Origin of the sequence: Paenibacillus timonensis (assembly GCF_022427145.1) — a bacterium.
Classification (GTDB): Bacteria; Bacillota; Bacilli; order Paenibacillales; family Paenibacillaceae; genus Fontibacillus; species Fontibacillus timonensis.
In genome coordinates this window covers 1-23,513 of sequence record NZ_JAKSXN010000006.1, presented here as the reverse complement: position 1 = coordinate 23,513, position 23,513 = coordinate 1, and the positions used below count along the sequence as shown (strand labels likewise).

Here is a 23,513-nt window from a genome sequence, read left to right as displayed (position 1 = left end):
CCCCTTTCATAGGAAGAGTTACCAATCGGTAAACTTTCGACAACATCATACTATGATTCGGTAAAAATGATAATTATTATTTTATGTTGAAAAGAATCGTAGCCACATCAACATGTACTGTCCTCTGTTTCCGGCCAAAAATCATATAGAAATTTGATTTACCCTATCACTAACAAATATATAACAAATAATAACGGGATTAGTATATAATAAGCCTAACTTACATCATAATGGAGGGCTTATGAACAACCGCAGCTATGTGATCAACCATTGGAACTTCAAAGCGTGTGACGAAACGGAATGGAAGCCGGCCCGGGTGCCGGGCACGGTGCATACGGATCTGCTTCGCAACGGGATGATCCCCGATCCGTTCTATGGAACAAACGAACATGACTTGCAGTGGATCGATCGAAAAGATTGGGAATACGAGGCCTCCTTCGAAATGGATGAGGTTTGGCTTGCCTTGCCGCGAATTGAACTCGTCTTTGACGGTTTGGACACGTATGCCGACGTCGCGGTCAACGGGGTGCGTGCCTTGTCGGCCGACAATATGTTCCGCGTCTGGCGAATCGATGTGAAGCCGCTGCTGCGCGAAGGCCTTAACAAGGTTACGGTCCGCTTCCGCTCGCCGATCGCGGAGGACTTGCCCAAGCTTGAGAAGCTGGGTTACGACCTGCCGGCGTCGAACGACCAATCGGAGCTGGGCGGGTTAGGCGACCGCCGGGTCAGCGTGTTTGCCCGCAAAGCGCCGTATCACTACGGCTGGGATTGGGGGCCGCGCTTCGTGACCAGCGGGATCTGGCGCGAGGTCCGGTTGGAGGGCCGGAGCGGCCCGGTCATTCGCGACCTGCATATTCGCCAGGACCGGGTTAACGTCTCGGTTGCCGAGCTTACCGCCGTGGCGGAGATCGAAACCTCCGAGCGCTGGGAAGGCCGGCTGCGGTTAACCAACGGCGAGCTGACCTGGGAATGCCCCGTGGCGCTGGAGCCGGGAACGCACGTGGCGGAGGTGCCTGCGGCGATCTCGCAGCCGAAGCTGTGGTGGTGCCGGGGGCTGGGAGAACCGGCCATGTACAGCTTCCGCGCCGAGCTTGTGGCGGACGGCGGGCAGGGAACGATCGCCGAGGCGTCCGTCCGCACCGGGCTACGCGACATCAAGCTGGTGCGGGAAAAGGACGCTGCCGGCGCTTCCTTCCGCTTCGAGTTAAACGGGGTGCCGGTATTTGCCAAAGGGGCCAACCATATCCCGAACGACAGTTTTTTGACCGAAGTGACGGACGAACGCTACCGCCATGAGATCGCCTCGGCGGCCGAAAGCGGCATGAACATGCTTCGCATCTGGGGCGGCGGTATTTACGAACAGGACATCTTTTACCGGCTGTGCGATGAATACGGGATCTTGGTCTGGCAGGACTTCATGTTTGCCTGCAGCATGTATCCGGGGGAACCGGAGTTTCTTGACAGCATTGCCCGCGAAGCGGAGGACAACGTCAAGCGGCTGCGGAATCATCCGTGTATCGCGCTATGGTGCGGCAATAACGAAATCGACTCGGCTTGGGCCCATTATGAGGAAGACGGCGGCTGGGGCTGGAAAAAGGATTTCACCTCGGAGCAGCGTGAGAAGCTATGGGCCGATTACGAAGCGATCTTCCATCGGATCCTGCCGCAAGTCGTGGAACGCCATGCCGGCGGGGTGGCCTACTGGCCGTCTTCGCCGCTCCGTAAGCTGACGGGGGAAGCGAACCAGCATGCGCTCCAAGTGACCGGCGAAGGCGACGTCCACTACTGGGGCGTGTGGCACGCGGTCGAGCCGTTCGACAACTATAATCTCCGGGTCGGCCGCTTTATGAGCGAATACGGCTTCCAATCCTTCCCGGAGCTGGAATCGGTGCTAACCTACGCGCCGGAGAGCGAGTTGGCGCTGGAGTCCGACATCATGCTGGCCCATCAGAAGAACGGCCGCGGCAATCAGCTGATCAAAGAATACATGGACCTTTATTTGCCTGCGCCAAAGGACTTCAAATCGTTCCTGTACATGAGCCAGGTGCTCCAGGCCGAGGCGATCCGCACGGCGATCGAAGCGCACCGCCGCAACAAGCCTTATTGCATGGGGACGCTGTACTGGCAGATGAACGATTGCTGGCCGGTGGCGTCTTGGGCTGGGATGGACTATTACGGACGCTGGAAGGCGTTGCAGTATACGGTTCGCAGAAGCTTCCGCGACGTCATGTTGGCGATTTATGAGCCGGAGGATGGTCCGATCTCGATCAGCCTGGTGTCCGATCTGCAGAAGCCGGTGGAAGCCCAGCTGCGGCTGTCCCTATACGACTTCCAGGGCACCTTGTTGAAAGAACAGGCATTGGAGGTTCGCGCGGCTGCGGATTCCGTCGTCAAAGCTGCGGTGTTCACCCGGGCGGAATGGCTGGAGGGCCGCGATCCAAGACAAGTCGTATTGCATGCCGTCCTGGAGTTGGATGGAAAAGCGGTAGACGACAAACCGCATTATTTCGTATCGGCCAAAGCACTTTCGTTACCGCAGGCGAACATCACCGTTCAGGAAGAGGCCGGGAGCGGCGGCAGCCGATTTACCTTGGTCAGCGATGTCTTGGCACGCCAAGTGTGGATTTCGGCGGAAGAAGAGGGCATTTTCTCGGACAATTACTTTGACCTGATCCCCGGCGTTCCGGTGACGGTGGAATTCCGGCGGCGGGGCGGCACGGACAGCGCGGAACCTTTCGTAGCGGGGAATCCGGGCCGGTTGACCGTCCGTTCGATGGCCGACTTCGTGTGAATTCGACTCTGGATTTTACCGTGTTATAATAAACAGATAGAAAATCACGTGTTATGTAAATTGTAAAACACGGTAACATTCCGGAGAAAAGAGATGGGGATCATACGTAACTCAAGCCGAATTCATTTCGTCGTAACGTTCGCGCTGATCGGCGCGAAGCTGTTATTGCTGCGTTATTTTTTCTATGGGAGCCTTGCGGGTCAGGGCTTGCCCGGCGAATGGCTGTCGATGCTGGCGCTGTTGTGTCTGGTTGAACTGCTGACGCCGGCCAAGGGCAAATGGGGGGTATACCTGGGGTTTAACCTCGTCATTTCCGTAATCTTGTTTGCCGCGACGGTGTATAATGCCTATTTCGGGACGGTACCGACTTATGCGGTGCTTAGCGGATTAAACCAGGTCCCTGAGGTCAAAGCAAGCGTAGCTTCGCTCTTGCGGCCCGAACAATTCCTGTATTTCGTCGACCTGCCGGTGCTGATCGCGGTGCGCATCCTCTTTGCGGCTCGGGGCCGCCGGACTTCGCGGGGGTTCGGTCTGTCGGGAAGCCTTAGCTTCCGAACGGATCGGCCGCGTACCTCGTTGACGTGGAAAGTGGGCGTGGCGTTCGTCCTGATCGTCAGCCTCATGTTATCCGGCCTTTACATCCGCTCGGGGAAGAGCATCGATAACGAGCTGGTGCGGGCCGAAAGCGTCGGTTTCTTTAACTTTCAGGTGGATGCGGCGATCCGTAACCAAGAGGAAGAGCGGATGATCGCGGAAGGCAATCTGCAAGAAACGGCGGCCAAAGTCCGGCAGCTGGAGAGCAGTTATCCTTACCAAACGGCTGCGTCGACAGGCGAACCGGCTTACTTCGGCGCCGCCCAAGGGATGAACCTGATTGTCGTGCAAATGGAGTCGTTCCAGAACTTCCCGATCAACTTGAAATTGGACGGCAAGGAGATTACGCCCGTGCTGAACAGTTTGGCGAAGGAAGGCTTCTACTTTCCGCACGTGTTCCAGCAAATCGGGCCCGGCAATACGTCGGACGCCGAGTTTATGTCCAACACCTCGATTTATCCGACGGCCGCTGAGGCGATGTCGACCGGCTACGGCGACCGGCAGATCCCAAGTCTGCCGCGCTTGCTCCAAAGTCAGGGGTACGTAGCTAACACGTTCCACATCAATAAAGTGACGTTTTGGGATCGCCACAAAATGTATCCGGCGCTGAACTTCGATAAATATTACGATAAGCCGTATTATACGAACGATCACTTTAACGATTTCGGCGCGTCCGACGAGGAAATGTACCGGGTTGGCGTGGAAAAGCTGGCCGAGCTCAAGGCGCAAGGCAAGCCGTTTTACGCCCAGTTCGTCACCACCTCGAGCCATAATCCGTTCGTGGTGCCGAAGGACCGCCGCCATATCGAACTGCCGGCGGATCTGGAAGGCACGATGCTCGGGAATTACATCGCGGCGGCCAACTACACCGATTATGCGATCGGCAAGCTGATCGACCGGTTGAAGCAAACGGGCATGTGGGACAATACGATGCTGGCGTTTTACGGGGACCACTTCGGCCTCCAGGAGAAAGACGTTCCCGCCCGGGAGATCAGCGAGAAGCTGGGGATTGCTTACGACGAACGGATCAGCCGTTTCAACATCCCGCTGATCATTCACCTCCCTGGCCAACAGCATGGTCAAATGGTGGAACGCACCGGCGGACAAGTCGATATTCTGCCGACGGTAGCCAATCTCCTCGGCCTCTCGCTGGAGGATGAAGGCTTTACCGCCTTCGGGCATGACTTGTTGAACATCGACCGGAACGTAGTTGGGATGCGCTATTATCTGCCGACGGGCTCGTTCTTTAATGACGAGGTCATGTTCGTGCCGGGCGCCGGCTTTGACGACGGCACCGCCGTCTCGCTGGACACGCTGCAACCGGTCGCCGATATCGCGCCGTACCGCAGCGACTACGATTATGTGACGGAGCTGATGAAGCTGTCGGACGAATACGTCAAGCTGCTCCCCAAACGGGGGCAATAGCAAAAGAAGGCCCTGCCGGATGCCGCTAGCAAGCGGTTATCTGGTAGGGCCTTCTCTTTTTATACCGTCGAATCAACCAAGAATCGTATACCCGGTTCGAGCGCTGTCGGCCACGAGATCGGGCAGCTCTTGCAATTGAAGCTCATAAGCTTCGCGAGTGATGCTTCCTTCGTTCAACCGCTTCTGCAGCTGCTCTTGCAGCTGGGCGACCTGCAGCCGGACAACCCGGTCCGCGTCTTGGCCATGGGATTCGGCGATGTCCGCCAGCGACTTGCCTTCCAGCAAGGCATCGTAGACCTCCTGGTCGGAGGAAGCGCCGAGCAAGCCGTTAAGTTCATCCTCCGGACGCTCCGCGTCATTGCTGAGGCTGGATTGCTTGGACGGATGCGCGGCGTAGGCCAGGCTGGTCAAATAACCGGACATGCTGGGGTTTATCGTAATGACGAGGGCCATCGTACCGAGGATGACCACTTTTTTAAGTTTAAATTTCATCGGATTGAATTCCTCTCTTGAACCAGGGATAGGGATAGGTGAAGCAATGATTCCTAGAAGTAATACGGATGAGAAGCCCGGTAAGTTTCAATTGCCCCGCGCCGATCGGCTGCCTCCTTGGGAAAAAGGGTGGTGCAGGAAGAGTTCCTTACGTATAATGGAGTTCAATTAGGGGTGCTTACGGAGCAAAGGAGGGCGCAAAACGAGATGGCAGAGCATATGGCAATCCGGTCGATAAATGTGGGCAAGCCGACCGAGGTTGAGCATCAAGGCAAAACGGTACGAACGGGGATTTTCAAAAAGCCCGTGACGGATGCGCGGTATTTATCGACGGTGAACTTTGCCGGAGACGAGCAAGCGGATCTCCGATTCCACGGAGGCCCGGATAAGGCGGTCTGCGTGTATCCGTTCGAGCGGTATGCTTATTGGGAGGAGAAGCTGGGGATCACCTTGGACCTTGGAGCCTTCGGGGAAAATATCACGACCGAAGGGATGCTCGAAGAGGAGATCTGCATCGGCGACCGGTTTCACTTGGGCGAAGCCGTCGTTCAGGTCAGCCAGCCCAGACAGCCTTGCTTCAAGGTAGGCGTCAAACACGGCATCCCGGAGCTGCCGCTGGAGATCCAGCAAACGGGGTACACCGGTTATTACTTCCGGGTTCTTCGCGAAGGGGAGGTTCGCCCCGGGGATCGGCTGGAGCTGATCGAACGGCACCCGGCAGGCGTCACGTTGGCCTTCGCGAACCGCGTCATGCATCTGGATAAGGAGGATGCCGAGGGGATCCGGCGCGTTTTGGCCGTAGAGGAACTGTCGGATAGCTGGCGCGAAACGTTGAGCGCCCGGTTAAGTCGGCTGGCGGGGGAATAGGCCTCCTTGTCATGATCCGCTTCCCGCGAGGGGGGCGGTTTTTTTATGCCTTCAGGACTAGGCAGGGACAGGTGGGATCCGGGACTTCCGGGCCTCTTGGTTCAAAGCTAGGCTTCCAGGGGTAAATTTTTTTTGCGGCAGGAAATCATAGAAACTTTTACCTGCAATGATACGTCAAATGGGAAGAGTTATTTTCTTTAGCTCTGTTTATGAGCATGGGGAGGATGAGATTTTTGAAAAAACTATGGGCTTCGCTCTTAGCCGCATTTCTAATCATACCAATGTTTCAACAAACGACGGCGCAAGCGGCTACGCCGATCAGCATCTACATCGACGGCAGCCGGCTGACAACGGATCAGGCGCCGGTCGTCATCAGCGGTCGGGTTATGCTGCCGCTGCGGGCCATTTTCGAGGCGCTGGATGCTACGGTCAACTATAACCAGACGCTGCAAACCGTCACAGCCCACAAAGACGGCACGACGATCGTGCTGAAGCTGAAGTCGCGTTCGGCTACGATCAACAACGAGGCGGTGTTGCTCGACGTGCCGGCGCAAAGCATCAAAGGCAGAACGATGGTGCCTGTCCGCTTCGTCAGCGAAGCGCTTGGCCAGCAAGTCGGGTGGAACAATTCCACCAAAATCGTCACGATCAACTCCGGCTCGGGCACGGGAGGCTCGGATAACGGGAACGCCGATCCTAACCCAGTAGCCTACGTATCTGCGCGCGACGTGGGTAATAACGGGGACGGCCGGGATTTGGAGATCAGCTTCTCGAAATCCTCCAACGAATCGCGCGTCGAACAGTACCGCGTGATGATCGTGAAAGCATCGAATGCTTCCGCCTTTAACCTGACGGCAGCGCAAAGGGTCGGATCGGCCAATTACACCTCGTTGTCGCCATCGGGAACCGATCCGGTCTTGAACCTGTCGGCCGGTGCCCGGGACGTGGACGGATCCGCCATTCGCGAAAACCAATCTTACGTCGCTTATGTATTGGCTATTGGTAAAGGCAATAGCGCCGATGCGTTGTCGAATCCGTCTCCGGCCATTACGTTGTCCAATGGCGCTGCGGTGGCCGCTCCGACGAACGTGAAGGTCAGCGACGTGAGCGATTACGGCGACGGCCGCGACTTGAACGTTACGTTCTCGCGGGCTCAAAACGAAAGCATCATCGCCAACTACCGGGTGTTCGTCGTTAAGACGAAGGATGCCGGAAGCTTTACGCTGAGTTCGGCCAACAACGTGCCGAGTTCGTACTCCACGGTCGTGTCCAAGTCGGGCAGCGGTTCAACGTTAACCGGCCAATTGGCATCTTCCGCCCGGGATACGTCCGGCGATCTGATCAAGACCGGCGTGTCTTACACCGTTTTTGTGCAGTCGGTCAGCAATCATTCGGGATATGCAAACAAATTGTCATCGGCATCTTCCGCCATCACGCTTGCGACGGGTTCGGTGATTTCGCCGGTCATTACGAAGGTGGAAGACTGGAACGACTACGGCGATGGCCGTGACCTGCGCGTTAGCTTCAATCGGATCTCGGACGAAACGCGGATCGGCTCTTACCGGATTTTCGTCGTCAAGGCCAGCGATTATGCCAACTTCAGCCTGGCAAAAGCGAATGCGGTATCCAGCGTGAACTATACGCAGGTCAATAAGACCGGCTCGAATATCACGTCGTATGCCTTGTCCTCCAGCGCGCGGGATGTAGACGGAGCCGCGATTCGCAATGGCGTCAGCTACCGGGTATTCGTCATGGCCGTAGGTACCGGAAATTATGCAGGAACGAATACGCTATCCTCCGCTTCAAGTGCCATTACGCTGACATACGGCAACACGGTGGATACGGTATCGAACGTGACCGTCGAAGATGTGAGCGATTATAATGATGGCCGCGACCTGCGGGTGACCTTTACCCGGGCTTCGAACGAAACGTATATCAGCAATTATCGGATCATGGTGGTCAAAACCTCGGATGCGGGCAACTTCACGTTATCCAAAGCTAACAATGTCGGCAGTTCCAACTATACGACGGTGAGCAAGAACGGCTACACCCTCTCCACGGTGCTGAACGCGGGGGCAAGGGACGTCGACGGGGCGACGATCCGTAACGGGGTAAGCTACCGGGTGTTTGTCCTCTCGGTAGCCACCAACGGATATAATCTGAGTAATGCGTTGTCCTATTACTCCTCGCCGATTACGTTGTCTACCAATGCGGTTGGCGCCGTTTCGAACCTGAACGTCGCCGACGTCAGCGATTACGGAGACGGCCGCGACCTGTGGGTGTCGTTTAACCGTGCCGCCGACGAATCGAATATCAGCCACTACCGGATCATGGTGGTGAAATCGGCGAACGCCGGCAGCTTCAATCTGTCGAAGGCGAATGCCGTACCGAGCGACAGATACACGTATATCAGCAAGGGCAACTATACGTTAACCGGCACCCTGGCTGCGGGAGCCAAGGACGTTGATGGCGCCGCGATTCGCAGCGGCGTCAGCTACCAAGTTTTCGTCCTGTCGTATGGCAGTGGCGGTTATTCCGGCAGCAATGCGCTTTCTTACGCTTCGAACGTCATTACGCTCTCGGGTACCGCCGTTGGGACGGCTACGAACGTCACGGCGAACGACGTGAATGATCTCGGCGATGGCCGGGATCTGCGAGTGACGTTTACCCGGGCCTCGAACGAAACGTATATCAGCCAATACCGGGTGTTCGTGGTGAAGGCGTCGAAGTTCGGAAGCTTTGATTTGAACGCAGCGAATTCGACTAATTACTATACGCCCGTCAATAAAAACGGGGCGACTCTGATCGTTGACCTCGGGGCTGGGGCACGGGATACCGATGGGGAAGTGATCCGCAACGGCGTGGCTTACCGGGTCTACGTCCTGTCGGTTGCCGCGAGCGGCGTTGGATCGAATGCGCTGTCGGGGGTTTCGAACGAGGTTACGTTGAACAACAGCGGGGCGCTCGAGCCATTGAACGTTTCAGTTACAGTTCCGGAAAATGCATACTCTTACAGCGACATTGTAGTAAGCTTCAACAAACAGCCGAATGAAAATAACGTTCAAGAGTACCGCATCATGGTCGTTCCAGCAGCCAATGTCAGCAGCTTTGATCTGAATTATGCGAATAAAGTGGATGTAGCTGATAACTATACGGCCGTTCCTAAGAACGGACAAAATATCCAAGTTCCGTTGGGCAAAGGCAACACGGTATTTGGCACACCAATGGATACGAATACGACCTATCATGTATTTGTATTAACCGTGGCGACTTCCCAATCGGGCTTGCCTAACGTCTTGTCCGGTCCATCAGGCCAATTGAAGTTGAAAGTTAATCCGAGCACTGTACCCGTGCCCGCCGCAACCATTGTTAGTGCTACGGCAAATGGCTCTAACATTGATGTAAACATCAACAAACCTGTTGAAGATCAAAACATCGATAAATATCTTGTTATTGCCGTACCCGATACGGATGTTTCATCGATTATAGCTTCGGGAGGGTACCAAGGGGCAAATGTAGCAAAACAAGGTCCTTATTCAAGTACTGTAAATAAGGATTATCAAGGAAAAGATATTGATATTCAGAGTAAATCCTATAGTATTTTCGTCATCACGGTACCAGATACGAGTAAATCCACGAATTATGCCTTATCCGGACCAACTCCGGTCTCGTCTAATCCTTAAGTGAAATAATAAAAACCTACGAAGAGCGGTTCGCCTAAAAAGGGCGCCGCTCTTTTTTTTCTCCTGTAACCTACTGGACGGAGCCGGCGGATTGACAATCTTTTCAAAATTTATGTACCATTAAGGTCAAACTAGGGAGCGGGAAGGAAACGGAATGCGGAATTTGGGCGAAGCGGTCAAGGCGGACGGAACGCTGGACGATAACCGGATCTGGCGCAGGGAACCGATGTACCAGGGCATGAACGGGCGATGGGTGGAGCGGTTTTATACCGACCCGGGGCACTCTTATATCTTCAAGCCGCTGACCAACGGCGAATCGGTGGATCAGGAGGCGTGGGTGTACCGGAACGTCCTGGCCAAGCTTCCCGAGATTGCGGTACCGAAGCTGCTTCTGGCCTCGCCGGAAGGGAAAGGCGCTGAGGGCTGGACGGTTTTCGAGGATCTGGGACCGCTGCAGCATGCCTATCGATTGGAGTACGCCCAAGCGGCGGCCAGACAGCTGGCCCGCCTACATGCCGCACCGGCGGAACAATGGCCGGGCTTAACGGCCCAAGGCCCCAAGCCGGGCATTGAGGTCATTGCCGCTGATGTGCTGCGACGGCGGGACGAGGCACTGGCCGTCCTTGACGGGCAGGGACTGCCGATTCAATGGCTCGACTGGGAGATCGTCCCGGCGGTTCGGGACGGGTACGGCTTCAACGTCAGGCGGCAGGTGTTGTCGCATGGCGACCTGCATCTTGGCAACTACGCCGTGACGGAGGCGGGGCGGGTAGTTCTGCTCGATTGGGAGCACGCGCATCGGAATCTCCCGTACTGGGATCTGTACCATCTGATCGACATGTCGCATCCACGGTTCCCGAAGGCGATGCCGTCGGAGGATCGAATGAAGCTGCTCGAGACGTATCTGGACGAAGCGGACAAGCAGGGTACGCCATGGATCAGGAAATTGCTGATCAGGGAATATGCCCGGTTTGCCGCGATCTTTTCCCTATGGATGCTGCTGTTGATCGAAAGCGATTTGCGGCGGGGAGGCGGCGTTTGGACGAAGGAAGGGTTGTTGCGGCAACGGGAGGAAACGGCGGACGGCTTGGCCGGATGCCTGGAACTGTTGGATACGCAGCGGTAACGGCAAGGCGCGCGTGCAAACCAAGGACGGCCTTAGAATGTGCAGTGGCTTGCATTGAACCGGTGGGGATTCCTGCAAAAGTGCAGTTATTTTTCCGGAATCAGGCCCAACCCTTGTGAATACCTGCAAAAATACATTTATTTTCGAGAAAAGCTTGAATAACTCGAAGAACAGTAGAAATACCTGCACTTTTGCATCTTTTTTGCCACGTTCTAGGAGATTGGCTGAAATACCTGCACTTTTGCAGTTATTGTTTCCTGTACGCCAGCGGCGTTAGACTAACCCATACGAAAAAGGCGGGATCCCATTTGAAGAAAGTCGGTTTAGTCATGCGAAAAATCCAGTATGCGGAAGCCCAAGGCCCACGCGTGTTCGCGGAGCGGCTGCGCGATATCGGCCGGGAGCTTGGCGTGGAGATCGTATTTATCTCTCCGGAGCGCCATGTCAGCGGACATGATTGGCTTCCCGGCTACGAGCATGAGAAAGGCGATCTGGTCAACTACGATATCGTACTGGATCAAATCCATTCGCATCAGATCGAGCATGTGATATATACGGTTTCCGGGTTTACTTTTCTAAAAATGTTTCTCCCCAAAAGCGTGCTATTCCCGCATAGCTTCCCCGACCCGGCGTTAACCGGGTACGAAATGATGAAGCCGTTTTACGGGATCGTGGATAAGGCCGTCGTGCAGACGGAGTTTTTGCGGCGGCAGATGAACGACGTGTTTGGTGTGACGGACGTGGACGTGATCCCGATCGGGTTCAACGAATCGCTGGCGGAGCGGCATTTTGACCCGGCGGCCATCGTCGGTAACCGGGTGTTGTGGATCGGGCGGGACGAAGAGAACCGGCGGCCGGACCTGGTGTTGGAGTATGCGCGGCAAAATCCGGACAAGGATGTCGTGATGGTATTCGGCGGGGAGCGCTACAAGGAAAGCATGAAAAAATACGACATCCCGCTCAATGTCACCTTGCGGTTCGCCTTAAGCCAGGACGAAATATTCTCGCTGATGAATTCGGCCAAGGTGTATTGGAGCTGCTCCCGGTTCGATACCTTTGCAATGCCGCTAACCGAAGCCCTGGCCATGGGCAAAATCGTCGTTAAGCCGGAGCATCCTTGCTACGGTCATATCGGATCCAAACATGCCTTTGCCGGCAACGAGAACAACTGGTTTGAGCTCGTCAACATGGCTGCGGCCGCGCCGCTTAAGTTTTCCGCGGACAACCGGGAATACGCCTTCGCGAAGTTCTCGGCGACGGTGATGAAGCAAGGGTATGAACGCTTCTTTAGGGAGTGGCTGAAATGAATCGGATGTCGGTGGGATCCAAGCTAGCCGGCAGGATTGAGCAGTTGGCAGCGAGCGGCTGGCCGCCGTGCGAGCTCGAGTCGCTTGGCGCGTGGAAGCTGCGGGCGAACGGAGGCGTCACGACGCGGGCCAACAGCGTGCTGGCGGCCGGGCCGTTTCCGGAGGGCGACTGGCTGGAAGCGGCTGAACGGTTTTACCGGGAGCGCGGGTTGCCGCCGTGCTTTCACGTCAGCGAAACTTCGCCAGTAGAGCTGGATGGGCGGCTGGCCGCCGCGGGTTACGAAGTCTCGATGAATTGCCTGCTGCTGGCGGCCGACATCCGCGAGGTGCTTCAGCATTGCGCAGCTTACGGAATCGGCGAAGCTGAAGTTTGCTTGTCGGCACAGCCGGAGGAGCCTTGGATGGAGGAGTTCCTGCGGATGGAGGGATTTCCGGAAGAACGGCGGGCCGGGTATTCGGCGATTTTCACCGCGATGCCAGAGCCCAAGGCGTTTGCTGTCATTGAGGAGGCGGGAGAACCGATGGGAGTGGCCACGGTGGTCATCGAGAAGGGCTGGGGCGGAATCAGCAACGTTGTCGTCGACCCGCGCCACCGCCGCAAGGGCGTGGCAGGCCGTTTACTGCACGCGCTGGCGTCATGGGCGGCCGAGAACGGGGCGGAAGGCTTGTACCTGCAAGTGCTGGCGGGCAATGCGCCGGCGCTGGAGTTATACGACAAGCTAGGTTTTCGGGCCATCTCGGCCTATCATTACAGGGTTCGCAAGTAACGAGAAGCAGGGGGCGGCCAGATCGGTCCGCCTTTTTTTGCGTGGGGAGGAATTTTATGGGGATGGCGCGAAAATTACAATCAAGGGAACTAGAGGCCGGGTTTCTTACATAAACATGGAGTAGATCCATCGGTCAAAGAAAGGACTTGGGGTGTATGGCACAAACGCTGCTGTATCAATATGGGCCCGATCATTTTGAGACGCGGGCACCGGAACGGGAAGAACGGCGGGAAATGATCTACCGTAATCCCAACCCGGTGTATGTCGGATTCTGGAGAAGGCTGCTCGCTTGTTTCATCGATGGGATAATTTTGTCGGTGGCCGATTGGATTCTCCCCCTTCCCGATTTCACCCAAAGGCTGCTCGATTTGCTGTACTTCGTAATTCTTCCGGCTACGGCTTGGCAAGGCACGATCGGGAAACTGGCGGTGGGAGCGAAGATCGTGGGCGGGAATGGGGATCGGATCTCCATTTTGCGGTCGGTCGGCAGGTATTTTGCTCAATTTTTATCCGGCCTGCTCTTATTCATCGGGTTCATCATGATCGCTTTCAGCGCGGAAAAACGCGGCCTGCACGACTGGATCTGCGACACGTTTGTCGTGAATCGGGATTCGGAGTTGTATCCGTAAACCGAAGGAATTCCTTCGGTTGGACTCACGTGTTATGTAAGCGTTTTATTCAGAGGCCATGAGCGGAAACGGAGGAGATGACGGGTGACACGGACACTGGTAGAGCGATTGGGGTATGAAGGGGACGCTAAATTGTTGATCGTCAATGCGGACGATTTCGGGATGTGCCATGCGGAGAACGCGGCGATCATCCAACTGCTGCAGGAAGGCGCGGTATCCTCAGCCACGGTTATGGTCCCTTGTGCCTGGGCTAAGGAGGCCGCGGCCTGGAGCGTCGCTCATCCCGAATATGACGTTGGGGTACATTTGACGTTCACCAGCGAATGGAGCGGGTATAAATGGGGGCCGGTCACCCGGGACGGAGATGTGCGAACGTTGGTCACGGAGGAAGGTTATTTTCCCGGGGACGTGACCCGCTTCGAATTGCAGGCCAGCCGGCCGCAAGTGCGCCTGGAGATGATCAACCAGGTGGAGACGGCGCTGGCGTTGGGCCTTGCGCCTACGCACCTCGACAACCACATGGGCAGCCTATACGGCTTGGCCACCGGCAATCATTTCCTCGACGTGACGTTCGAAATCTGCGCGGATTATGGCTTGCCGTTTCGCTTGCCGCGTTCGCTGCCACAGGTGAGCACACTGCCGCCCGAGGCGGCCGCCCTAGCCCGGCAGGTCACCGAATTGGCCGATCGGATGGGCGTCATTCTTCTCGATGATCTAATCGGGCTGCCATTCGGTAAGCTGCCGGGCGAAACGTACGAAAGCTATAAGCGGGACATGATCGCCGTCCTTAAGGCGCTAAGACCCGGCGTTTCCGAGATCATCATCCATCCCGCGCTCGCGACGGAGGAGCTGAAGGCCATCCATGCCGAATGGGAAAAAAGACATTGGGATTATCAGCTCTTCCGCGATCCGGAGATCAAGGCGGCACTAGCGGAGGAAGGCATCGAGATGATCCGCTGGAAGGACCTGCAGCAGTTGCAGCAGCAACAGCGGCCTTAAAATCGGTCGGCTTTCGAATTGAAGGAGGCAAGGCGGATGATGCGCACCGCGAATCCGGGGAACCGGTCGGAGCTTCAAAAGGTAGCCTATAGTTCGGGCAATCTGGCGGTTAATTTGATGTCGCAGGCTTTTGCTACCTATCTCGTTTACTATTACGTCGACGTGCTGGGGGTCCGCCCGGCCTGGATCAGCTTGGCGATGGTCTTCCACGGCGTGCTGAACGCCGTGCTGAACCCGCTGTTTGGCCATCTGTCCGATCGGACCCGTTCGAGGTTTGGCAGACGACTCCCTTATATCGGGTTCGGCTTGGTTCCGCTTGCCGCGGCGTTTGCCCTGTTGTGGACGCCGCCGGCGGCCGGGGACGGGGCTTTTCTCTATTTTATAGGGACCGTGATGTTGTACGACGCGTTGTTCGTGTTGGTGGTGTTGAACTACTCCGCCTTGTTCCCGGAGATGTTCCACAGTATGAAGGAGCGCGCTTACGTCTCGTCCTGGAGGCAGATGTTAGGGATCGTTGGCATGATCGTTGGCGTGGCCATTCCGCCGTTGCTCTACTCGCAAATCGGTTGGGATGCGATGGGGGGGATATTTGCGGCGTTGTCGGCCCTATTCCTTGCCTTATCCCTTTGGGGGAGCCGGGAAAATCCCGACGCCCCGCGCACTACGTTCCGCTTGGCCGCAGCGGTTGGACATACACTGGGGAACCGCGCGTTTGTCCTGTACGTTACCGGTAGTTTTCTGGTGCAATTTACGTTTGCGTTGCTGCCGGCAGGCATCCCGTTTTACACCAAATACGTATTGGGCCGTGAGGAGAGCTTTAATACGATGCTGCTGGGGGCCATCTTTCTATCCGCCATTCCATGCGTATTCCTGTGGGGGCGGATGACGGCCAAATACGGGGCGCGGCGCGGGGTATTAACGGCCGTTGCCTGCTATGCGGCCGCGTTGTTGCCGTTCGGCTGGATTACGCAGGAGGGCGGCGCCATCGCTACCGCCGTTGCCGTTGGCATTGGGCTGGCAGGGTTGCTGGTGCTGCTCGACGTCATGCTCTCCGAGGTGATCGACGAGGACGAAAAGCGTACCGGCGCACGCCGGGAAGGCATGTATTTCGGGATGAACGGATTTATCGTCCGATGGGGCGTATCGCTGCAGGCCGCCTGCATGGGAGTGATCCTGGAGGCAAGCGGGTATGACGCCGGCCTAAACGAACAGCCGGCATCGGCCGCGATCGGCATCCGATGGATGCTTAGCGGGATACCGGCTGCGGCGCTGCTACTGGCGTTGCTGTTTTTCTATTTCTATCCCTTGGGTAGAAGAAAGTCACGGCCGTAGCATCACGATGCATCGGCGGACTTTAACTGGATTTCAACAATCCCAAGATCGCTTCTGCATTCAGCGGACGGCTGTAATAGTACCCTTGAATTTGATCGCAGCCGTTTTGCTGCAGGAATTCGAATTGGGCTTTCGTTTCGACGCCTTCGGCCAGCACGGTCATGCCCAGCGATTTGCCTAACTGGATGATGGAACGCAGCAGCGAGTTGTCGCGTTCGGAGCACGGCGTTTCTTGTACGAAGGTACGGTCGATTTTCAGGATCTGAACCGGAAGTGATTTCAAATAATGAATGGAAGAGTACCCGGTTCCGAAATCGTCCACGGACAAGGAGATGCCGCGTTGCTGCAAGGCGGTTAGCGTATCCCTGATCAACACATGATCGTTCAGCAGCGATTCGGTAACCTCCAGCTCCAGGTATTGCGGGGCGAGCCCCGTGTCGGCCAGCACCTGTTCAACCGTACGCAAGAAGTGCGGGTGCCTGAACTGCACCGCCGAAACGTTGACGGACATCGGCAGTTTCGGAAATCCGGCTTCTTGCCAAAGTTTGTTCATCCTGCACGCTTCCAGCAGGACCCACTTCCCCAACTCAACGATAAACCCGTTATCTTCGGCAATGGGGATAAAAGAGCCCGGCGGGATGTACCCTTGCACGGGATCGTTCCAGCGGATCAGCGCTTCAAAGCCGGTCAACTTCTCGGTGGCCGCATCGATCTTGGGCTGGAAATGCAGCTCGAACTCCCCTGCCGCCAGCGCCCGGGTCATTTTTTTCTCTAGCGTCAATCGCGCCATCAGACGATCCATCAAGTAATAATCAAAGTAGTGCGGGCCTTCCAGCGCTTCCTTCTTCGCTTCTTTCATGGCCATTTCGGCATGCTGCAGCAGTTGGTTGACGTCGGATCCGTCGTCAGGATAGAGGCTGATCCCCAACCCAAAGCCGACATGGAACGTTTCGCCGGAAAGCGTATAAGGCTCCTTTAACGCGTCATTCAAATCAAGTGCGAGTGTATGTATAAACAAGGGATCGGACACGCCCGTTACCAGCACGAAAAATTCATCCGCGAAGTTGCGGCACATTGGCGTTCCATCCGGGAAGGAGCGGCGCAATCTTTCCGCGGTCTGCCGAAGCAGCTCATTGCCGTCGCTTTCGCCATAACTTTCGTTGATATGCCGAAACCGGTTCAGATTAATGCATATCACGGCAGCCGTCGTATTCTCGGCCTGGGCCGAACGAAGCTCGGCGTTCGTCAGTTCCTTGAAACGGTTGGAGGTCAGCAGACGGGTGACCGGATCATAATGGGATAATTGGCGGAGACGTTCCGTCGAAGCCCGTTGCTGCTCCACTTCCCGAGTCACGTCAAACTGAAGCCCGATGAAATAGAGAGGGCGGCCTTCCGGATTCAGGATGGGGCTGATGACGAATTGGTTCCAGTAGGTACTGCCGTCCTTCCTGTAGTTCTTGATCGTTACCGTATCGGATCCGTTCTCCTTCACCGCTTTCCGAATGACGTCGAGGTGTTCCTTGTTGGTCTCTTCTCCCTGAAGAAACCGGCAATTCCGCCCCAAGACTTCCTCGCGTTTATATCCGGTAAGGTGCTCGAATCCTTGGTTTACGTAGACCACAGGATTGTCTTCAAGATTAGGGTCCGTAATGGCCAAGCCGACGCCCATCCTGTCGATGGCGCGAAGCAGGGCCGAGGCGGTGAGCATGGATTCTGGTCGGAATGGGGAGCTTGCCTGGTCGTCTTCCACAATAAAAGCCTCCTCGAAATGAACCGCTTAAGATGTAGTTAACCGACGATGTCCGTCATACGGGAGCGTCCGATCAAAGTCAAAGCTTATAATCCCATCATACATGCGGCATGGTGCCGCTGGCAATCGGTTTTTATGAATAAAACGACAAAAGTCGCAAGCCCTTTTACCTAGGAATGTTATTTTTTTCACGAAAGTGATCTTCTTCATTCTGAACGGCCTGGTCCCGGTGATAACATGAGCTTATTTAAAGCGTAATGCGTAAAGTTGCAGCCACATATTTTATTGCTTTATAGCGATAACGTAAGGAAACAATGGCAGTTCAGTTCATGAAAAACAAGCGTTATTTAGATGAGGAGGTTGGAAATGGGGAAGGCTACCGGTTTTTTGGAATATCGTCGGGAGGTACCGGGCGAAATTCGGCCTCAGGAGCGTATCGGTTCTTGGCAGGAATTCGCCGTTCCGCTGGAGGAGGAGAAGCTGAAAACGCAGGGGGCGCGATGCATGGACTGCGGTACTCCGTTCTGTCATGCAGGTCGGCTGCTGTCGGGAATGGCTTCCGGCTGTCCGGTGCACAACTTGATTCCGGAGTGGAACGATCTCGTATACCGCGGCAGTTGGAAGGAAGCGCTGAAGCGCCTGCATAAGACGAGCAATTTTCCCGAGTTTACCAGCCGGGTATGTCCGGCGCCGTGCGAAGGAGCATGTACCGTCGGCAAGAGCGGTCAGCCCGTGACGATCAAAAGCATTGAAAGGGCCATCATCGATCGCGGATTCTCAGAAGGCTGGATACAGCCTCGGGTTCCGGCCTCATCCACCGGCAAGAAGGTGGCGATCGTGGGGTCCGGTCCCGCAGGGTTGGCCTGTGCGGACCAGTTGAACAAAGCCGGCCATGCCGTGACCGTGTACGAAAGGGCAGATCGCATCGGCGGGTTGTTGATGTATGGCATCCCGAACATGAAGCTGGATAAGCAAATCGTTCAGCGCCGCGTGGATTTGTTGGCCGCCGAAGGGATCCGCTTCGTCACCGGGGTAGAGATCGGCAAGGAGCTGCCGGCCGACCGTCTGCGCGCCGAGTTTGATGCCGTGGTGCTGTGCTGCGGGGCGACGCAAGCCCGGGAGCTGAAGATTGAAGGCCGGGGACTAGGCGGCGTTCATCAAGCGATGGAGTTTTTGTCCCAGAATACCAAAAGTCTATTGGACTCGGGGCTTCAGGACGGCCGATACTTATCGGCCAAGGATAAGCATGTTGTGGTCATCGGCGGCGGGGATACGGGGACCGACTGCGTCGCTACGGCTATCCGCCAGGGCTGCAAAAGCGTAACCCAGCTGGAAATCATGCCGAAGCTCCCGCTGTCCCGGCAGCAGGATAATCCGTGGCCGGAGTGGCCGAAGGTGCAAAAGACGGATTACGGCCAGGCGGAGGCGGCCGAGGTGTTCGGACAGGATCCCCGCAGGTTTGAAACTTCGACGAAATCGCTGCTAGGGAATGATCAGGGCCAAGTGACCGGAGTCCATACGGTCCGCGTGGAGTGGAATCAGGTAGACGGGCGCCGGGTGCCGGTGGAAATTCCGGGAAGCGAGCAGGTCCTTCCTGCAGATCTGGTGCTGCTGGCTTTGGGATTCGCGGGTCCAGAGCCGACTCTACCCGAGCAGTACGGCCTGGATCGGGATGAACGCACGAACGTCAAGGCGGATTTGGGCGATTTCCGAACGAATATGGAGGGCGTGTTTGCCGCCGGAGATATGCGGAGAGGTCAAAGCCTTGTTGTTTGGGCGATGCATGAGGGTCGGCTCGCAGCTCGTGAGGTCGACCGATATTTGATGGGCAGCACCGTGTTGCCGTAACTTATATGGTTTTACGCTTTACGCCGTCCTATCGGGACGGTTTTTTTTTCGGACTCGGACCCCATTAAGGTTTAATCCATTAATAGCTTGAGGAGCTGTGTCCGGTTGCTGGCACCGACTTTTTGAAAAATCGAACGCATATGTTTCTTGATCGTGACTTCGCTTAGGAAGAGGCGGGAGGCGATGTCGCGGTTGGTCAGCCCTTCGGCGGCAAGAGCGGCGACCTCCTTCTCGCGGTGGGTCAAATCGGTGCGGGCGTAAATCGCAGCCTCCGGTTTATTCTTCGGCGCGTACTCCGGCAACAAACCGAAGGCCATTGCATCGTGGCGTCCCGTGAAGCTGTCGTTGCGCAAGCCGGGGATAGCCAACTCCCCATCCTTATGTCCGCTGATCAAGGACACCAGCATTAAGGGCAACCCGTCGGTCTGTTTCCAGATGCGATAGACCTGCTCCGGCTCAACAATCCCATGACCTCGCAGATAGGCGACGACACTGTTAAAGTCGAGATTCGTGAGCGGCATCCGGTAGATGGAGCCTTTCCAAAGCGGGTATCCCGTCCATTTTCCGGACAGCGGGTTTCGGCCGGAAATGACGCAAAGGCAGCGGTCCTTGATTTGCGGGATCAAAAAATCGCGCAGCCAATCATCCATCGGTTCCAGCAGTTCATACGTATCGATAAATATTAATGCAGGTCCAAGTTTGGCTTGCTTATTGATGGCCTCGATGGCGGCTCTGGTGATAAAGTCGGGATCGGAGAAGGAGGGGAGGGTATCCAATAAGCCGAGCTGGCCTAGGATTTGCCGGCAGAAATCTTCGGGCGTGGTTCTGAACCTCGCGGCGTCTAGCTCGATCACGGTAGCTCCTTGCTTGGCGGCTTGTTTTTGAAACTCCTCGGCCAACGAGCTCTTACCAACTCCGGCCGAGCCGTAAATGTTGATGATTCGCTCCATATTGGCATAGTGCTTAAGATATACAGAAAAGACTTCCGTCTCCCACTCTCGACCTAATAATCGGAAATGCCTTTCCGAGTCCTGAAGCTCATGCGGCGTCGAATTCATGGTTCTTCATCCCCCCTCGCCTACTTCGAATTTTGTTGTTATAAATTAGAATATCGTTGAAATGTAAGATAGAATAGTGACTTTTTGTATAGTAATGTCGAAAAACCCATTTACAAAGTATACTTTGGGGTAATGTCTCAATTGCTGCCGTCATGATAAATTTTATTTTGTCGAATAGGAAATTTCTGTGGTCTGGACTACATTTCTTGAATTATTATAGGAAGATAACCAGAAAGTGATGATAGGCCGAAAGGCACAATAATAAAACCATAACATAAGGCGAAGGCGTTCGTCATAACTAGCTGATCCGCAAAAAGGATGAGGTGATGTCATGAGACAGGTTCATGTCAGAATGCTCGAACCAGGTGACGTTTTGGCCGAGCCTATACTAAATCAACACGGAATGACCATGCTTGGGGCAGGAACCGCATTAACCGAGAATCATATTGTCCGTCTCAAGAAGCTGGGGATTCAAACCGCCACGATCGGATTGAAGGAGCTGGCCGGCTCCTTCCGCGACGACGACATGAAGGGGCTAAGCCCTATCATGAAGTTTCAGGATCTCAAAGAAAAACGCGAGGCGCGCAAGCAAATTCGGCAAATGCTGGTGCGACTGGCCGACACCGACCTGGGCTTCGGGAGCCCGTCCACCCCTCAGCTGGATGAACAGTTTCGCCGAATGTTCCGCAATATCCTGTACGAAATCACAAGTCATGAGCAAGTGCTGGACGGTCTGATCCGTCTTCAGCAAAGCGATCCTTACCTGTTGGAGCACTCCTTCCACGTGACGGCATACTCAGCGATTCTAGGCATCGCCGGCCAATACTCCGGCGCGGAAATGATCGATCTCTGCGTCGGTGCGCTGTTGTTCGACATCGGGATGACCGAGCTGCCCGACCATACGATCCGGCGCAGCGGCAGCTTGACTGGAGCTGACCGCGAGGCGTTGCGGCGGCATCCCGAGGCAGGCTTCCAAATCATCTGCGATATGGAAGGGGTCTCCAGACGTTCGGCCTTATGTGCGCTGCAACACCATGAGCGTTATAACGGGACGGGTTATCCTTCGCGCTTGAAGCATCACGAAATCGACGAATATGCGCAGATCGTTGCCATCGCGGACACCTATCACGCGCTGATCTCCCGGCGGAACTACCGCTTGGCGTATACGCCGGGGGAAGCGATCGAATATTTGCTGGCTGCCGGAGACCGTTATTTCAGCCTCGATCTGATTCAGACCTATCTGCGTAATATCAGCATTTATCCTCTCTCCTCCGTGGTTAAGTTAAGCAACGGTCAGTTGGGCATCGTATCTTCTCTGGATTCCAGTCTGGTGCACCGGCCGGTGGTCAAGATCATTCGCGAAGCGGACGGTTCGAACGTCAGATCTCCTTATGAAGTGGACCTCATGCGCAAAACGGACCTGGTGATTACCGAAATCATGGAGAACCAGGGGGATGCGCTTCAAATGTCTGCCCGGCTCTGATCCAAGTCTGGATGTGGAACGATAAATAAGGTTTGATGCAAAAAAGCGCGAGCTTGGGACGGTTTTCCCTAGGCTCGCGCTCATTTTATATGGATCCTGTCTATTGACTGACGTCGGTTAATTCGGATTGCATCATTTCGAGCTTGCGGATAATCTCCTTTTGCCACTGTCGGTCGCCCAAATGGGCGGCAAGATTGAGCAGATCCAAGTAGTCATCGATGTTCAGCCTTGTCTTTCTGCGGGCGGATAGCAATCTCATGGGCGTTCGTCTCCTCTTGGCCGTTTTCGGTGGATAAACCGGGGGTTATCCCAAAAGATAATAATGATAATCATTATCAAATGATCTTTTTTTTATTATGCACAAATCCGCGCCCCTTGTAAATAGCGGGCAGACCGTTTAATCTAAAATTTGAATGAAATGTTGCGTAGACGGGATGGCAATAGCTCGCAACGGATAAGCTAAACGAAAACAAAAAATGGAACAGAGAACATTGGGAGGCGTTATGGAGACAGAATCGCTGTTAAAAGTCGAGGAGCTAGCACTTAAGAAATATAAGATTTTTATGCAAAGTCATCTCCGGTATATTGCCAGGGCGATGCTGGCGAGCATGTTTATCGGTTTTGGGGTGATCGTCGCTTTCAAAAGCGGAAACTACTTTTACATGGAGCATTCGCCGCTGACCTATCCGATGGCAGCCATCACCTTCGGCGCCGCGATTATCCTGATTGCCTACGGCGGCGGAGATTTATTTACCGGGAATACGTTTTACTATACATACGCAGCTTTAAGGAAACGGCTGAAATGGAAGGACGTCACCAAGTTGTGGGTATTCAGCTACATCGGCAACATTCTGGGCGCCGGGGCTTTTGCTTTATTGATCTACTTGACCGGTCTGTTCGCCGACGCCTCGGTAAATAGTTTCTTGCTTAGCGTAGTCGAACATAAAATGGCTACCCCGATTACGGAGTTGTTCTTCCGGGCGATCCTCTGTAACTGGCTGGTATGTCTGGCGTTTTTCATCCCGATGGCGTTGCAAGGGGACGGAGCCAAAATGTTTGCGATGATGCTGTTCGTCTTCTGTTTCTTTATCTCCGGCTATGAGCACAGCATTGCCAATATGTGTACCTTTGCCATCGCCTTGGTGCTGAATCACCCCGGGACGATCTCGTTCGGCGGGGTCGTGCACAATCTGATTCCGGTGACGCTCGGGAATTTGGTCGGCGGGGTGTTGCTGATGGGCTTTATGTACTACTTCGCCAATAAGCCGTATTTGGATGCCCAAGATGCATCCGAAACGCCGCATAAATAAGCGCTTTTTCAGGATAGGTGCCCCCGCATTCGGGGGTACCTATTTTTTCTTG

17 protein-coding genes are annotated in these 23,513 nt (G+C 55.3%); 13 read left to right on the top strand and 4 right to left on the bottom strand.

From position 1 onward, the window contains the following. Positions 1-241 precede the first annotated feature (241 nt). Together MJ257_RS03475 and MJ257_RS03470 are read left to right on the top strand one after the other, a co-directional pair. Positions 242-2,791 carry a beta-mannosidase gene (locus tag MJ257_RS03475; RefSeq protein ID WP_240267926.1) on the top strand — a complete coding sequence of 850 codons (2,550 nt, stop codon included), beginning with the start codon at positions 242-244 and terminating at the stop codon, positions 2,789-2,791. 93 nt (positions 2,792-2,884) lie between these two features. Then, positions 2,885-4,810, top strand: a complete 1,926-nt coding sequence (locus MJ257_RS03470) for an LTA synthase family protein (RefSeq protein WP_240267925.1) — start codon at positions 2,885-2,887, stop codon at positions 4,808-4,810. A gap of 72 nt (positions 4,811-4,882) precedes the next feature. Here MJ257_RS03470 and MJ257_RS03465 read toward each other — a convergent pair whose 3' ends face one another. Continuing rightward, positions 4,883-5,302, bottom strand: coding sequence for a hypothetical protein (locus tag MJ257_RS03465; protein WP_240267924.1), 420 nt, complete (start codon positions 5,300-5,302; stop codon positions 4,883-4,885). 207 nt (positions 5,303-5,509) lie between these two features. On the opposite strand from MJ257_RS03465, the gene MJ257_RS03460 reads away from it, so the two are divergent. From MJ257_RS03460 to MJ257_RS03425, 8 genes are all read left to right on the top strand, one after another. Further along, complete coding sequence (locus MJ257_RS03460; protein ID WP_240267923.1) at positions 5,510-6,169, top strand: MOSC domain-containing protein; 660 nt, start codon at positions 5,510-5,512, stop codon at positions 6,167-6,169. A 224-nt stretch (positions 6,170-6,393) separates the two neighbouring features. Continuing rightward, positions 6,394-9,852 carry a copper amine oxidase N-terminal domain-containing protein gene (locus MJ257_RS03455; RefSeq protein WP_240267922.1) on the top strand — a complete coding sequence of 1,153 codons (3,459 nt, stop codon included), beginning with the start codon at positions 6,394-6,396 and terminating at the stop codon, positions 9,850-9,852. A gap of 154 nt (positions 9,853-10,006) precedes the next feature. Then, positions 10,007-10,978: a phosphotransferase gene (locus tag MJ257_RS03450; RefSeq protein WP_240267921.1), complete on the top strand. Its 972-nt coding sequence runs from the start codon at positions 10,007-10,009 to the stop codon at positions 10,976-10,978. A gap of 308 nt (positions 10,979-11,286) precedes the next feature. After that, entirely contained in the window at positions 11,287-12,285 is a 999-nt protein-coding gene (locus MJ257_RS03445; protein ID WP_240267920.1) for a glycosyltransferase, read from the top strand. Continuing rightward, entirely contained in the window at positions 12,282-13,052 is a 771-nt protein-coding gene (locus MJ257_RS03440; RefSeq protein ID WP_240267919.1) for a GNAT family N-acetyltransferase, read from the top strand. Before MJ257_RS03445 ends, MJ257_RS03440 begins: the two co-directional genes overlap by 4 nt. 155 nt (positions 13,053-13,207) lie before the next feature. Then, positions 13,208-13,681 (top strand): RDD family protein, encoded by a 474-nt coding sequence (locus tag MJ257_RS03435; RefSeq protein WP_240267918.1) that lies wholly within the window; start codon positions 13,208-13,210, stop codon positions 13,679-13,681. Between the two features lie 84 nt (positions 13,682-13,765). Further along, positions 13,766-14,680, top strand: coding sequence for a polysaccharide deacetylase family protein (locus MJ257_RS03430; RefSeq protein WP_240267917.1), 915 nt, complete (start codon positions 13,766-13,768; stop codon positions 14,678-14,680). A 36-nt stretch (positions 14,681-14,716) separates the two neighbouring features. Continuing rightward, positions 14,717-16,012, top strand: coding sequence for an MFS transporter (locus tag MJ257_RS03425; RefSeq protein ID WP_240267916.1), 1,296 nt, complete (start codon positions 14,717-14,719; stop codon positions 16,010-16,012). Between the two features lie 22 nt (positions 16,013-16,034). Here the strand turns inward: MJ257_RS03425 and MJ257_RS03420 are convergent, their stop codons facing one another. Next, positions 16,035-17,762 carry a putative bifunctional diguanylate cyclase/phosphodiesterase gene (locus MJ257_RS03420; RefSeq protein WP_240267915.1) on the bottom strand — a complete coding sequence of 576 codons (1,728 nt, stop codon included), beginning with the start codon at positions 17,760-17,762 and terminating at the stop codon, positions 16,035-16,037. A gap of 366 nt (positions 17,763-18,128) precedes the next feature. Between MJ257_RS03420 and MJ257_RS03415 the strand changes: the two genes are divergently transcribed. Next, on the top strand, positions 18,129-19,610 hold the full coding sequence (locus MJ257_RS03415; protein ID WP_240267914.1) for a glutamate synthase subunit beta: 1,482 nt from the start codon (positions 18,129-18,131) through the stop codon (positions 19,608-19,610). A gap of 71 nt (positions 19,611-19,681) precedes the next feature. On the opposite strand, the gene MJ257_RS03410 is transcribed toward MJ257_RS03415, so the two are convergent. Next, entirely contained in the window at positions 19,682-20,668 is a 987-nt protein-coding gene (locus MJ257_RS03410; protein WP_240267913.1) for a LuxR C-terminal-related transcriptional regulator, read from the bottom strand. Positions 20,669-21,020: 352 nt separating this feature from the next. Here MJ257_RS03410 and MJ257_RS03405 point away from each other — a divergent pair, with 352 nt between their 5' ends. Beyond that, positions 21,021-22,151 carry an HD-GYP domain-containing protein gene (locus MJ257_RS03405; RefSeq protein WP_240267912.1) on the top strand — a complete coding sequence of 377 codons (1,131 nt, stop codon included), beginning with the start codon at positions 21,021-21,023 and terminating at the stop codon, positions 22,149-22,151. Between the two features lie 100 nt (positions 22,152-22,251). Here the strand turns inward: MJ257_RS03405 and MJ257_RS03400 are convergent, their stop codons facing one another. Beyond that, entirely contained in the window at positions 22,252-22,410 is a 159-nt protein-coding gene (locus MJ257_RS03400) for a hypothetical protein (RefSeq protein ID WP_240267911.1), read from the bottom strand. Between the two features lie 244 nt (positions 22,411-22,654). Between MJ257_RS03400 and MJ257_RS03395 the strand changes: the two genes are divergently transcribed. Further along, complete coding sequence (locus MJ257_RS03395; protein WP_240267910.1) at positions 22,655-23,461, top strand: formate/nitrite transporter family protein; 807 nt, start codon at positions 22,655-22,657, stop codon at positions 23,459-23,461. Positions 23,462-23,513: the final 52 nt, after the last annotated feature.